The organism is Vibrio sp. R12-SW3-ISO1 (genome assembly GCF_059834005.1).
Map to the genome: position 1 here is coordinate 86,754 of NZ_JCBDGK010000052.1, position 13,994 is coordinate 100,747.

A 13,994-nucleotide genomic window follows, 5' to 3' on the forward strand; every position below is an offset into this window, starting at 1 on the left:
AACTAGCGCAGTAGCTCGGTGTCAGTGTGGTCACTGGGTCGCTGCACAATGATTTCGCACGTGCGTGTTGTGACGCGTGCCGTGCAGCAATATGGATTAATAAACAGTGAAGAAAAGCTATCGTTGGCTAGTACTGACCGTCAGTACCAGTATCGCGGTAACGTCGTTTTCTGCTCACAGCACTTCAGACGCCAGTCGTCCTGAAGCTGAGCGTCAATCGGCGTATGCCTTGTCGACCTTGATTGAGATCGCCGTCGAAAGAGACAGTAACCGCAAGCAGTATTTTTCCCAATCCCAAGCGATGCGTGAAACGGGTGTCGCACAATCGTCCTTAATGGATCCAAAACTAAAGTTCGGGGTCGGAGGCTTACCCGTCGACAGTTTCAAACTGGATGAGGATCCGATGACCAACCTATCGGTCGGACTCATGCAGCAGTTTGAACGTGGCTCAACATTAGCTCTGCAACAGCAGCGAGCCAATCATCAAGCGATGGGGATCGAAATTCAGGCCGAGTTGAGAGAACGAGACGTCATCAACGCGATGACGCAGCTCTGGATAGAGCTTGCCTATCAGCAGCGTACTCAACAGTTATTGGAACAAAACCGCCAATTGATGGTCGAGATGGCTCAGTTCATCGAAACCAACTATGCCATTGGCAAAAGTGAAGCGCAGGATTTGCTCAATGCTCAGCTGCAAGTGTCTAAAGCCGATGACAAGTTACAGGCCAATGCCCAAATGCAGCGTCGGATTGTGGCGCAATTGTCGGAATGGTTGGGTGCTCAGTGGTTAGATTTGCAAGCCGAAGGTCCCAAGGTACTTAGCGCCTCACTGGATATTTCGTGGTCAACACTCGACGCCTTGTTAGCCCAACATAGTGATGCCGATCTGTATCAACGCTTGAATCAACACCCCGCAGCGAGAGTCCACGACGCCATGATCCGCGCCAATGAAACTCAAGTCTCAGTTGCTGAGCAAGCATACACACCGCAGTTTGGTGTTGAGGTGATGTACGCATACCGCCAAGCCGAGTCTATGGGTGGTGGTCCAGCTTCCGATCTCGTTAGTGCCTATGTGACGATGGACATCCCGCTGTTTACCGGTAATCGCCAAGACAGGCAGCTGGCTGCGGCGCAACATCAAGTCGGCGCGGTCAGAGCGCAAAAAGATGCTCTGTTGGAGCAAATGCATGCGCAGGTCAATGCCTTGTTGGTCGACCGGGACAACCTAGCGCAACGTATTGAGCGCTATCAGGACACCTTACTCCCTCAAGCGAGCGCACGTATTGAAGCGATTGAGCGCGGCTACCAAAACAATACCGCTCAGTTCAACGATGTGATTGTCGCTACCAGCGAGAAACTGACGCTCACCATCGAGCTAGAAAGGCTTAGCGCGGACTTAAGCCGTGTAAATAGCCAACTCGCCACACTGCTGAGTGGCTTTGATGAACCTCTTGCGCCTCGCGCCGAAACAACCAGAAGGACGAATTAATGAGTACAGTGAAAGTGGCGGCGCTCGCCCTAGTGATGGGAGGCGGTATCGGCTTTGGCGTGAGCCAATGGTGGCCAATGCTAAGTCATGGTCATGATTCCAGTGTCAGTGTGGCCGCGGACGAGCCGCTCTACTGGGTGGCACCGATGGATCCTAATTATAGACGTGATAAGCCCGGTAAATCGCCAATGGGAATGGACTTAATTCCTGTCTATGCCGAGGATGCGCAAGGTGACAATGTCAGCGCGGGTACAGTGACCATCAACCCCGCAGTGGAAAACAACCTGGGGGTCAAAACTGAGTTGGCACAGATGAGCGTCTTGACCCCTCACATTGACACCGTTGGCTATGTCGCCTTTGATGAGAGCCAACTTTGGCAAACCAACGTTCGCGTCGCAGGTTGGGTTGAGCAACTCAACATTAATGCTGTAGGTGAACACGTGCGCAAAGGTGAGGTGTTGTTTACCCTCTACTCACCGGAACTAATCAAAGCCCAAGAAGAGTTGCTGCGCGCGTACCAAAGCCAGCGCAACGCAATGATCACAGGAGCGAAAGAGCGCTTGATGACGTTAGGGGTGGATGAGGCACAAATCAAGGCGCTACTTCGCCGTGGGAAGGCTACGCAGACGATTGATATCAAAGCGCCGGCAGATGGCGTGATCGCAAGCCTCAACATCCGTGAAGGTGGGTATTTGTCGCCCGCGCAAGCTGCCGTAAGTGCGGGGCCGTTGAGTGAGGTTTGGGTGGATGCAGAAGTGCTAGAGCGCCAAGCGCATTGGATCCGTCAGGGCAGCCAAGCCACGATGCGTTTGGACGCCATTCCCACTGGTCAGTGGCAAGGTGAGGTGGAGTACATTTACCCCATCTTAGACCCTAAGACTCGCACATTACGTGTGCGTCTGAAATTCGACAATCCGCAAGGGCAACTGAAACCTAACATGTTTGCCAATGTCACCTTAACGCCCGTCAGCGATGATGCGGTGCTCATTATCCCTAAATCAGCGGTGATTCGCTCTGGCGGAATGACGCGCATTGTTCTCTCGTTAGGTGAGGGTCGATATCGTTCGGCGCGCATTGACGTTGGCCGCGAAGCCGGTGATAAAGTCGAAGTGTTGAAAGGGTTAAAGGCGGGGGATCGCGTAGTGACCTCTGCACACTTTATGCTTGATTCTGAATCGAGCCAAAGCGCGGATCTCTCCCGCATTAATGGCGTTGAAGCGCCTGCAGAGCGAGTCTGGGCGACAGGCAGTATCACGGAGGTTATGGCGGACCACCGTATGCTGACGCTTAACCATCAGCCTGTACCTGAGTGGAACTGGCCGGGAATGGTGATGAATTTTACTCTTGATGCTGGGTTGGATATGCAGGGTCTGAGCGTTGGTCAGACGATAGAGTTCGAAATGGAAAAAGGTCAAAACGGCCAGTATCAGATTGTTGATTATAGCGTGAGTGACCAAGTTGCGCCGTCACAAGTTTGGGTGACGGGCGAGATCACCATGTTGATGGCCGATTTTGGCATGGTAACACTGAGTCATCAGGCGGTGTCTGAGTGGAACTGGCCAGCAGGCGAAATGAACTTTTCCGTCGATGACACGATAGCCTTGGGCGCGTTTCGTGAGGGGCAAACGGTGCGCTTTCTCATTGAGAAACAGGGGGCGGACTATCAGCTAACCCGTCTTGATGCGCAGGAAGGTGAGTTATGATTGCGGCCATTATTCGTTGGTCTTTGCACAACCGAGTCTTGGTGCTTATCGCCACTGTCGCTTTAGTGCTGAGCGGTCTGTATAGCGTCAAGCAAACGCCGGTGGATGCGATTCCTGATCTCTCTGATGTGCAAGTTATCATCAAAACCAGCTACCCAGGTCAAGCACCTCAAGTGGTGGAAGATCAGGTGACCTATCCGCTCACGACGGCCATGCTAGCGGTACCGGGTGCGCAAACAGTACGGGGCTACTCGTTTTTTGGTGACTCGTATGTCTACATTATTTTCGATGACAATACCGACATGTATTGGGCACGTTCGCGGGTATTAGAATATCTAAGCCAAGTCGCGCCTAAATTACCCAGTAGTGCCAAACCGACACTTGGGCCAGACGCGACAGGTGTGGGCTGGGTGTACAGTTATGTATTGCAAGACAAAACCGGCCAACACGATCTGGCGTCTTTGCGCAGTCTGCAAGATTGGTTTTTAAAATACGAACTGCAAACCGTACCGGGCGTATCAGAGGTCGCGACGGTGGGCGGAATGGTCAAGCAGTACCAAGTGCAGATTGATCCTGCCAAGTTGCGCGCCTATGACTTGACTTTACAGCAAGTCAATATGGCGATTCAAAATGGCAATCAGGAGGCCGGTGCATCGGTCGTTGAAGTCGCGGAAGCGGAGCACATGGTGCGCACGACGGGTTATCTCACGGGTATTGATGATATCCGCGCTCTACCGCTCAAAGTCACGCCGCAAGGCACACCTCTTTTACTGGGCGATGTCGCGGAGATCAATCTCGGACCACAGATGCGCCGTGGCATATCTGAACTCAATGGTGAAGGTGAAGCGGTTGGCGGCGTGATTGTGATGCGCTTTGGCGAAAACGCCAGTGAGGTCATTGAAAAAGTCAAACAGAAGTTGGATGGACTGTCGCGCAGCCTGCCCGAGGGCGTTGAGATTGTGGCGACCTACGATCGCTCAACCTTGATCAATGCCGCCGTGGATAACCTTTGGCACAAGCTTGCTGAAGAGTTCATTGTGGTGGCAGTGGTCTGTGCACTGTTTCTGTTTCATCTCCGTTCGTCTCTGGTCATCGCGTTAAGTTTGCCCGTGGGCATTTTGGCGGCTTTTGTCGTTATGCACTGGCAGGGAATCAACGCCAATATCATGTCATTGGGAGGGATAGCGATAGCCATCGGAGCCATGGTAGACGGCGCGATCGTGATGATTGAGAACGTGCATAAACATATTGAGCGAACGCCGCTCACCGATAAAAACCGCTGGCAGGTGATAAGCCGAGCGGCGGAAGAAGTCGGCGCACCGCTGTTCTTCTCCTTATTGATCATCACATTAAGTTTTGTGCCAGTGTTTGCCCTTGAAGGGCAAGAGGGCAAAATGTTCTCGCCGCTTGCGTTCACGAAAACCTACGCCATGGCCGCCGCCGCAGGGTTAGCTATTACCTTGGTACCGGTATTGATGGGGTATTTTATTCGCGGACATGTCCTACCCGAGCACAAAAACCCAATCAACAGAGGCTTGATCGCACTTTACAAACCGCTGCTGTCAATGAGTTTGCGTTACCCCAAGGCGATGATTGTCCTGGCTCTCGTGCTGATGGCTTCGGCGTATTACCCGACCTCGCGCCTGGGTAGTGAGTTCATTCCTCCGCTCGATGAGGGCGATTTGATGTATATGCCTACCACCTATCCGGGGATCTCTATTGGTAAAGCACGCGAAGTTCTTCAGCAAACCAATAAGCTCATCATGACAGTACCTGAAGTAAAAACGGCTTGGGGGAAAATTGGGCGAGCTGAGACGGCCACCGACCCCGCGCCGCTGACCATGATAGAAACGGTGATTCAACTAAAACCGCGAAGTGAGTGGCGAGAGGGCGTGACCACGCAATCGTTAAGAAAAGAGTTTGATGAACTGGTGCAGTTCCCTGGGCTCACAAACGCTTGGGTGATGCCGATTAAAACGCGTATCGACATGTTGGCAACCGGGATAAAAACCCCTATCGGTATCAAAATTGCCGGCCCAGACTTGAGTCAAATTCAGACCATTGGTAGCCAGCTAGAACCGATTCTACATAGTGTGGAGGGCACGGCCTCTGTGTATGCCGAGCGCGTGGCAGGCGGACGTTATGTGACCATTGACATCAAACGCCGAGCGGCCGCTCGTTATGGTCTGAGCATCCGTGATGTGCAGCAGGTCGTATCAACAGCGGTGGGTGGCATGAATGTCGGCGAAACGATCGAAGGACTGGAGCGTTACCCCATTAATGTCCGTTATCCGCAGGATTATCGCGACTCGGTGGTCAAACTCAACAATCTTCCTTTGGTTACACCAAGCGGTGCGCGTGTGGCATTAGCGGATGTGGCGGATATTCGTTATGAAGACGGCCCACCAATGATCAAAACCGAGAACGCCCGTCCGAATGGTTGGGTCTTCGTTGACATTGATGGCCGAGACTTGGGGTCTTACGTCGAAGAGGCAAAAACGCGAGTGGCGGAACAACTGGCGCTGCCTCCTGGGTATTCACTGAGCTGGTCTGGGCAGTATGAGTATATGGAACGCGCCAAAGAACGGCTGAGTGTGGTGGTACCGATCACTATCGCGATCATCATGTTACTGCTCTATTTCAGTTTCCGCCGAATGGGCGAAGTGCTGATCATTATGCTGACATTACCACTCGCCATGGTCGGCGGTTTGTGGTTGATGCACTACCTTGGCTTCAATTTCTCGATTGCTGTTGGCGTTGGTTTTATTGCGTTGGCTGGGGTGGCGGTGGAGATTGGCGTCATCATGTTGGTCTACCTCAACCAAGCGTGGCATGCGACCAAACTGCGCGCTGAAGAATCGGGCGAGGCGCTGGGTATAAATGATTTGACTCATGCCATCGGTGAAGGGGCAGGGCTGCGTGTACGACCGGTAATGATGACGGTCCTCACTGTGATTATTGGCCTTATTCCCATCATGTTCGGCGAAGGGACGGGGTCGGAAGTGATGCAGCGCATTGCCGCACCGATGATAGGGGGTATGGCGTCGGCGCTTATGCTCACCTTGTTAGTCCTCCCCGCTATTTACAAACTTTGGAAGCAGCGAGAAGTGCGCGCTTCTATTCAAGATTAAGACGATGCAAGCGCATCAAAGCAAAAAGGAAAGACGATGAAAAAGACAATACTTGCACTCACGATGGCACTGGTCTCATTAGGCGCATCGGCCAGCAGCCATCATGCACATAACGACCATGCGAGCAATGACCATAACCAAATGGACCATAGCCAAATGGATCATGCAACAATGGATCACTCAACGATGGATCACGACATGATGGACCAAACCAAAATGGACCATTCATCCATGTCGATGGAGGGGATGTCTGAGGTGGGGATGCCTGCAAAAGGAGCTAAACCTGACAAAGTAGTGCATGTCCTTTTGGCTGATGACATGAGCATTCGCTTTAAAAAAGCGGTACAGATTGAACCGAACGATGTCGTGCAGTTCGTGGTCATGAATACGGGTAAGATCGAACATGAATTTGCGATCGGATCGCAAAAAGAGCAGTTAGAGCATCGTGAAATGATGAAATCCATGGGCAATCACGCGCACGATTCTGGCAGCGCGGTCACCGTTGCACCGGGTAAAGCCAAACAGTTGCTGTGGCATTTTCATGGTAAACGCGACGTTGAGTTTGCGTGCAACATCCCAGGTCATGCAGAAGCGGGCATGGTGAAACGTGTAACCTTGTAAACACCTCTGTATTGATACTGAAAAGGAGCAACAGCAGTTGCTCCTTTTTATCGCACATCTAAGCACAATAGTGGCGGATTACGCCACTTCGGGAATCGGCTTGGGCGCCTCTTCGAGATCGGGTTCTTTTTGCACCGCTGGCACTTGACCATCGCCTACAGCGCTGATGTAACAGCCACTCAGTTTGATGGCGAGATAGAGGTCAGCGCGCAGCAATACGCCGCCGTCGCTGGTACTGATACCGGCCAGTTCACACCAATGACGAATGCGCCGCTTGCGACCTGCCAGCACTAAACGAATGCCCCGTTTTTTTAAGGTTTCATGGACGTCAGAGAGCGTCGCCATCACACTGAGATCTAAGTGTGTGAAGCTGGATACGGCATCTACGACAACGCAGCTGATGTCCCCAGAGCGCTCAGACAGGTCTAATATCCGCCGCTTGAAATAGGGGGCGTTGAAGTAGGTCAGCGGAGAATTGAAACGATAGATGACCATACCAGGAATCGCACTGGCTTTGCCACTGTCATCGATAGTGCGGATGGTGCCTTTCTTATCTAGCCCTAACGTTTGGTCGGATGGACGCATGACAATGCGTAAAAATTGAAACAAACCGAGTAATACCGCCAGCGCAATCCCGGGAATTACGCCAATGACCAGTACCGATAGAAAGGTGATGCTGGCAAGGTAAAAAGCATCTCGATCACGTGAACGCAATGCCCAAATTCCGCGTAGATCCACCAAAGAGAGCGATGCAATCACCAACACGACCCCTAGTGAGGCAATAGGAATGTATTGGAGTGGCTGGTAGATGAAAATCGCGATCAGGGCGATGGTCACCGCGGCGATGATCGACACCAACTGCGACTTGCCGCCATTGGCATCATTGACGGCGGTGCGTGAGTCGGCGCCACTGATGGCAAAACCTTGTGAAAACGCAGAGGCAATATTGGCGAGACCTAAGGCGCGAAACTCCTTGTCGGCATCAATATCGTAGCCATTTTTTGCGGCAAAGCTTCGCGCAGTAAGCATCATACTCACGAAGCTGACCATAGCGAGGTTCAGGGTTGGCATCACCAATTCACGAGTAATGCCAAGCTCAAATTCCGGTGTCTGAAATGCTGGTAAACCGCCTTGGGTGACGCCTACAACGCTGACGCCCTGTGCTTCCAAATGTAACGCCCAAACTAAGCTGGTGGTCAGCGCAATCGCAAGCATGGCGGCGGGCCAACTCGGTTTAAATCGTTTGGCAAGAAAGTAGATCACCAAGGTAGCAAGGCTAAGAGCGAGAGTGAGCCAATGGATATCCATCAACATTTGTGGCGCTTCCCACATCCGTTCAAGCAGGTAACGCTGCTCATATTTAAGGCCGAGCACTTTCGCAAATTGGCCAACGATAATCGTGATCGCCACACCATTGAGCAGGCCAAGCAGAATCGGACGAGAGAGAAAGTCGGCCAAAATACCAAGTTTGAGACGGCTGGCTAAAATACACCACCCACCTGTCATTGCCGTCATCGTCATGACCAACTGCCAATGTTTGGTGGCATCGCCAGCCGCCAGCGGCGTGACGACGGCGGCAATCACGGCACAGGTCGCCGCATCGGGCCCAACAATCAATTGCCGTGAAGTGCCCACTAGTGCATAGACCAACATAGGCAGCACACAAGAGTATAAGCCGACAATAGCGGGTACTCCGGTGAGTTGTGCGTAGGCGATGGCGACTGGGAGTGCGACTGCGACCACGGAGAATGCGGCTCGGCAGTCGTCCACTAGCCAGGCTTTTTGGTACTGCTTCAGTTGCATGAGTCCAGGTAACCACTGGCTGATGAAGTGCGGGTTCAACGTTGCTCTCTTATCGGGTTGGCTTGCAGTAAAGTATACGCCATGTCATTGAAATACGCGCGATTTCTCGATTGGCGAAGAGCGGAAATATGGACGATCGGTTTCATCTCTGCACACAGTGCTCTATCGGGGTCCTGGTTTGCTGGCAGCCGTTAATTTCGGTGATGGTTTGCACCGGAACCGCATCCCATTGGGTTTTGCTATCAAGAGGCTCGGAGGCTAGCGTCATATTCCCATCCAAACAGCGGATAAAGACCGTCGGCGCGATGCTATCAGTGCTGTATCTCACGACCCAAAACTGAGCTCCGTTTGAGAGGCACATTGAGGCTTTGAAAGGCTCTGTGATCGCCTTGTCTTTGAGGGTGGCTTCTATTTCTTCAATAGTAAGACTGATGGCACGAACAGCGTTGTCAAATAAGCCGTTTTTGATCATCAAGAGAAAAATCAGTTCACTGTCAGTGGAGCCGCGTTTAAGAAGGTAGAGTGATTCAGGCAGCAAACGTTCAAGCATGAACTTAACCTGTTCAAAACCGCCGATTTGACCGTTGTGAAGGAACATCCAATGATCGACGATAAAAGGATGACAGTTGGATCGTGACACTTGCGCGCCAGTCGAAGAGCGGACATGCGCCATAAATCGGTGCGAACGGATATGATGCGCGAGAGACCGTAAATTTTGATCCCCCCAAGCAGGCAAAACCTCATGAAATTGCCCTGGCGTACTGCGCTCTGTGTACCAAGCGAGCCCAAAGCCATCGGCATTGACTCGCGTGACAGCCTTTCGGGCCTCTAAGCTTTGATGAACCAACGAATGCTCTGGTTTGTACACCAACTCATCGAGATAAATGGGCTCACCTTGATACGCCAACCATCGACACATACTGCAACCTACTCAACAAAACGACCACTCAACAGGGCGCGAATCATCGATGCAATCACCCTGCGCCGCAGTGACAATGTGAGGCTTGACGATGAAAAAGTAAATAAAAAATGAGCCCGAGGATCATGACTCTGGACTCATTTTTAAGCCTACGATTGTGTAATCAGGCTAAACTTTGAAGTTGCCCACGAGATCGTTAACGTGCTCTCCGGAAACAGCCAATGAAGAACTAATTTGCTCAGCACGTTGTAAATCAGCACTTAGCTCTTCAACGATGTGCTGAATCGCAACGAGGTTTTGATTAATATCTTCCGCAACGGCACTTTGCTCCTCAGCGGCGGCGGCGGTTTGTATCCCCATATCATGAATCGTGCGGACTGATGTTTCAATGCCACCCAAGCGTTGCTGGATTACAGAAGAATCTTGTACCGTTTTTTCTCCACGTTGCTGGCTGGCCGACATTGTTGAGACCGCTTTTTTAACGCCATTTTGTAGCGCTCTGAGCATCTCATTAATCTCTTCTGTACTTGATTGCGTTCGACTCGCCAATGAACGGACTTCGTCTGCCACGACAGCAAAACCACGACCTTGTTCGCCTGCTCGCGCCGCTTCGATGGCTGCGTTCAGTGCCAACAAGTTGGTTTGTTCTGCGATGCCGCCAATCACTTCTATCACACTGGTGATTTGATGGGTTTGATCGCTCAAAGACTCAATGGCATCAGAGGCAATGTTCACCTCAGCAACTAATTCGTTGATGCTCCTCATCGCTTCAGCCACCTCTTGCTGGGCATCTTGAATTTGTTGATTTGCTTCGTTTATCGAGTCTGAGGTCAGGTTAGTGTTGTTCGCGACTTCACGAGAGGTCGCCGCCATTTCCGTTACTGCCGTGACGACTTTTTCCGTTTCTTGACTGTGATGTTGCATTGTTTGGCTCGACTTAGAGGTATGAGCATCTAAATCGTGGGCTGCTTGCATCACGGAAACAGAACTGTTTTGAATATCTTTAATCAGTGGCTGCATTTTATCCATAAAGGTGTTGAATGCTTGACCTAGCTGAGCAACCTCATCGTGTCCTTTCGTTTCCAAACGGCGGGTTAAATCACCCCCCCCCTGTGCTACGTCATGAAGTCGTTGAGCCATATTGGTCAGCGGTAACAAGCTTTTGTTCACAACCAAACTGATAATAATAATAGTGATAATAAGGCCTAACACTGAAACCATAACGGCAAAGCCGATATCCGACATGATGTTGGCTTCACGTTCGACACGATATTGAGCCACGAGCTGATCGACGTCGTCGATATAAATCCCTGTACCCAATACCCAATCCCATTTGGATAGGTGTTCCGCGTAACCCAATTTTGGTGCTTGTGCATCAATGGATGGCTTATGCCAAGAGAAGTAAAGAAAACCGTCACCTTTTTGAGAGGCGTCGATAAGTCCAGCAATGACGGGAACGCCATTATCATCTTTTAAATCATAGAGATTTTTGCCTTCTAACGATGGCTTGATGGCGTGCATCGTGTTAACGCCTTGCGAGTTGTAGGCGAAGAAGTAACCATCATCCGCAAAACGCATACTTTCAAGAATGTGTTTTGCTTGCGGAATGTTTTCACCATTTTTATCACTCTCATAGAGAGATTGGATTGCCGTGCGCCCCATCAATAGATACGCTTTTAGCTCATCTTGACGAGATTCAATGAGTTCCTGACGATACAGTTTGGATTGCTCCTCAAGATCTCGGACGCCATTCCAATAGAAGATCCCAGTCACTAAAACGGTAATCAGCACGAGGGGAATAATAGTAATTGACAGCAACTTCCCGCGACTTTTTAAATGCATAACCATGCTCCACATTATTTTTTGATGCTGGCTTGAGATGTAGGGGGGGGGAACCAGCGTTATTGCAATTCGTTTGTTAATGTAGCGATTATTTTTCTGATGGTATATGAGAGAGTAAGCAAAGCTTTGCAGGGCTCACAAACCGCTATCCGGATCGGGCAATTGCAACGTATTGAGTATCTCCTCATAGCGTCCGGAGCGATGCAGTTGCTCAAGCCCTTGATTGAACTTTTCAACTATGAGCCTGCTTTGGGGATGCCGTTTTGAAATCATCAGGTGGTAACGACGCTCTTCAGTCGGAAAACGAGATTGGGCAATTCGAGTCATTTCCTCACCATCGAGCAGGGCCTGCATGAGGTAGCGACCCACGTGCTCTTCTAAAGAGATCACTTCGATTCGTCGATGGAGTAGCCGTCCGAATAAATCTTCGTAGGTGCCCACTCGCTCTATGGTTAGACGCTGCTCTGCCTCCATTTGCTCTAATAACGGATAGCTAACATGTATCGGAGCCCCGAGGATCGTACCTTCCAATGCTTCCATATTGGGATAGCTTTCTTGGTAACCGTCGAGAAAATAGAGGTAGTCATGGCTCACAATGATAGGGTCACTGAAGACAAAGTCATCATCACGCTGAGGTGTCCAAATCCAAGGAAATGTGCCTATCCATATGTTGTTCATTACTTGAGTTTGTTTGTAGGCTCTCGGCCACGGGAAAAAGGCGAACGTCACCTCTATATCTACATGCGCAAAGGCTTCTGTGACGATTTGACTGGCGATACCGTGATGTTGAAGAGACTCTGAGGTATAAGGCGGAAACTCACCAATGGCGAGGGCAACTTCTCGTATCGAGTCGTGCGCGTAGACAGAAGGAGTGAGCAGCAACCCACATAGCCAAACCCATTGCCAACCTCTCAACATGGATTCCCTCCGTGACGTGTTGTACCACTGCCCACAGATCGGAATATAAGTGGGATTGGGTTCATATCAATAAGCGTAGCGCAATACTACGCTTTGCATATGATACGTCAATAATGAGGAGCGAAAAGTGTTAATGAGAGTTGACCGTAAAGCGGGAAAATAAAACGAGCTAGCCAAAAGAGGGCTAGCTCGTTGACCTGTGGATAGTACAACGCACAGTATCGTCAAATGGCTAGTTGTCTTTGGTTGTCTACCAAGACGATGCAACCATAGCATAAAAGATATAATAATACATGTGACATTTTTTCTCTGAATGTGACAAGTCAGGAGCGACGAAGTGTTTGATCGGCTTCAATATCCTGAATGAGTCCTAAACGAAGCCGCCTTTTCACGCTGTCATCAAACTGGGTGTGGATCCAAGTCGTCACGAGTTCCGCTGCTTTGACTCTGTCGGTCGTTAATGCACCAAGCGCGAGTATGTTGGTATCGTTATGCTCACGGGACTGCTTGACCGTGTAACTATCACTGCCCAAGACTGCGCGAATACCATTGACCTTGTTCGCGCAAATGGACATGCCCACTCCCGTACCACAGATGAGAATGCCAAAACGAGCGTCACCTTGCTTTACATACTGGCATGCTTCAACGGCATAAAAAGCCGAATGGGTGGTTTCCTTAGTATCGCTGCCAAGATCAATGACTTCATGACCTAATTGAGAGAGATGCGCGACGAGATGACGTTTTAAATCGACCCCATTGTGATCGTTGGCGATGACCAGTTTCATGCTTGCTCCTGCGTTAATACGTTGTCGAGACAGTGCTTGGCGAAGCGCGGCAGTATACTCGTCGCTAGCGGTGTTTGACAGGTCTTGGTTTGCAGGTCACTGCAGAGTTTATCGCCCAGTTGTGTGTTTAAGTCTGCGATCATGTCGTTCATGATAGCGGCAGAAAACTCAGGATGAAATTGTACGCCCCAGGTGTTGTCGCCCACGCGAAAAGCATGGTGAGGATCCATTTTGCTGGCGGCAAGTCGGTGAGCACCAACAGGCAGTGTGAGCACCGATTGGTAATGGATGGCTTGAGCAGGAAAGGTATCCGGTAGGGAAGAAAAGAGTGGATCGTGCTCTGGGTGTTTAGAGATTTCCACCGTGCCTAGCTCCAATCCTTGGGGATTAAGATCCACCTTGCCACCCAGAGCATGGGCGATCAGCTGATGGCCAAAACAGATACCGAGCATCGGTATGTGCTGCTGATGCAGCGCTCGAATATGCTGACTCAGTGATGTCATCCATGCCGTCTGCTCGGTCACCATCGACAACGATCCCATAATGATCATACCTGCTAATTCATCATAAGGTGGAAAGAGGCCATGGATACCATCATGAAAGCGAATGGGCAGGGGTGTGGTTCCAATCGCCTCTTGAGCCCAAAGTTCAAAATCACCATATTTTTCGAGCTGATTTTGGGGCGCAGAACCGACGTTGACGATAAGCAGTGATTTCATAGTGGTGGACTCCTTCCTTGGTCATGGATGTAATCTAGAGAATTTACTGGTTAGACGCAATGTC

Annotated in this window: 10 protein-coding genes; 4 read left to right on the forward strand and 6 right to left on the reverse strand. The window is 50.7% G+C overall.

The annotated features are described in order from the left end of the window. Positions 1 to 106 precede the first annotated feature (106 nt). From AC6R0R_RS17185 to copI, 4 genes are read left to right on the forward strand one after another with little or no spacing between them, the layout of a single operon-like run. Positions 107 to 1,489, forward strand: coding sequence for a TolC family protein (locus AC6R0R_RS17185; RefSeq protein ID WP_420378208.1), 1,383 nt, complete (start codon positions 107 to 109; stop codon positions 1,487 to 1,489). Next, entirely contained in the window at positions 1,489 to 3,192 is a 1,704-nt protein-coding gene (locus tag AC6R0R_RS17190; RefSeq protein ID WP_500627602.1) for an efflux RND transporter periplasmic adaptor subunit, read from the forward strand. The genes AC6R0R_RS17185 and AC6R0R_RS17190 overlap by 1 nt, the downstream gene beginning before the upstream one ends. Next, complete coding sequence (locus tag AC6R0R_RS17195; protein WP_334552382.1) at positions 3,189 to 6,323, forward strand: efflux RND transporter permease subunit; 3,135 nt, start codon at positions 3,189 to 3,191, stop codon at positions 6,321 to 6,323. Before AC6R0R_RS17190 ends, AC6R0R_RS17195 begins: the two co-directional genes overlap by 4 nt. Positions 6,324 to 6,359: 36 nt before the next feature. Continuing rightward, positions 6,360 to 6,944, forward strand: a complete 585-nt coding sequence (gene copI / locus AC6R0R_RS17200) for a copper-resistant cuproprotein CopI (protein ID WP_334552381.1) — start codon at positions 6,360 to 6,362, stop codon at positions 6,942 to 6,944. 78 nt (positions 6,945 to 7,022) lie between these two features. On the opposite strand, the gene AC6R0R_RS17205 is transcribed toward copI, so the two are convergent. From AC6R0R_RS17205 to AC6R0R_RS17230, 6 genes are all read right to left on the reverse strand, one after another. After that, positions 7,023 to 8,747 carry a SulP family inorganic anion transporter gene (locus AC6R0R_RS17205; RefSeq protein WP_500627739.1) on the reverse strand — a complete coding sequence of 575 codons (1,725 nt, stop codon included), beginning with the start codon at positions 8,745 to 8,747 and terminating at the stop codon, positions 7,023 to 7,025. Positions 8,748 to 8,889: 142 nt separating this feature from the next. Continuing rightward, positions 8,890 to 9,666 carry a class II glutamine amidotransferase gene (locus tag AC6R0R_RS17210; RefSeq protein ID WP_500627603.1) on the reverse strand — a complete coding sequence of 259 codons (777 nt, stop codon included), beginning with the start codon at positions 9,664 to 9,666 and terminating at the stop codon, positions 8,890 to 8,892. A gap of 168 nt (positions 9,667 to 9,834) precedes the next feature. After that, a complete protein-coding gene (locus tag AC6R0R_RS17215; protein ID WP_500627604.1) occupies positions 9,835 to 11,508 on the reverse strand; it encodes a methyl-accepting chemotaxis protein in 1,674 nt (557 codons plus the stop codon). A 135-nt stretch (positions 11,509 to 11,643) separates the two neighbouring features. Next, positions 11,644 to 12,426 carry a substrate-binding periplasmic protein gene (locus tag AC6R0R_RS17220; protein ID WP_500627605.1) on the reverse strand — a complete coding sequence of 261 codons (783 nt, stop codon included), beginning with the start codon at positions 12,424 to 12,426 and terminating at the stop codon, positions 11,644 to 11,646. 323 nt (positions 12,427 to 12,749) lie between these two features. Next, entirely contained in the window at positions 12,750 to 13,211 is a 462-nt protein-coding gene (locus AC6R0R_RS17225) for an RpiB/LacA/LacB family sugar-phosphate isomerase (RefSeq protein ID WP_500627606.1), read from the reverse strand. After that, positions 13,208 to 13,930, reverse strand: coding sequence for a glutamine amidotransferase (locus tag AC6R0R_RS17230; RefSeq protein ID WP_500627607.1), 723 nt, complete (start codon positions 13,928 to 13,930; stop codon positions 13,208 to 13,210). Before AC6R0R_RS17230 ends, AC6R0R_RS17225 begins: the two co-directional genes overlap by 4 nt. Positions 13,931 to 13,994 lie beyond the last annotated feature (64 nt).

Bases quoted from the DNA above. Each gene is read 5' to 3' on its own strand.
- AC6R0R_RS17195 (WP_334552382.1), top strand. From the start codon at position 3,189: ATGATTGCGGCCATTATTCGTTGGTCTTTGCACAACCGAGTCTTGGTG.
- AC6R0R_RS17230 (WP_500627607.1), bottom strand. From the start codon at position 13,930: ATGAAATCACTGCTTATCGTCAACGTCGGTTCTGCGCCCCAAAATCAG.
- AC6R0R_RS17190 (WP_500627602.1), top strand. From the start codon at position 1,489: ATGAGTACAGTGAAAGTGGCGGCGCTCGCCCTAGTGATGGGAGGCGGT.
- AC6R0R_RS17210 (WP_500627603.1), bottom strand. From the start codon at position 9,666: ATGTGTCGATGGTTGGCGTATCAAGGTGAGCCCATTTATCTCGATGAG.
- copI (WP_334552381.1), top strand. From the start codon at position 6,360: ATGAAAAAGACAATACTTGCACTCACGATGGCACTGGTCTCATTAGGC.
- AC6R0R_RS17220 (WP_500627605.1), bottom strand. From the start codon at position 12,426: ATGTTGAGAGGTTGGCAATGGGTTTGGCTATGTGGGTTGCTGCTCACT.
- AC6R0R_RS17215 (WP_500627604.1), bottom strand. From the start codon at position 11,508: ATGCATTTAAAAAGTCGCGGGAAGTTGCTGTCAATTACTATTATTCCC.
- AC6R0R_RS17225 (WP_500627606.1), bottom strand. From the start codon at position 13,211: ATGAAACTGGTCATCGCCAACGATCACAATGGGGTCGATTTAAAACGT.
- AC6R0R_RS17205 (WP_500627739.1), bottom strand. From the start codon at position 8,747: ATGCAACTGAAGCAGTACCAAAAAGCCTGGCTAGTGGACGACTGCCGA.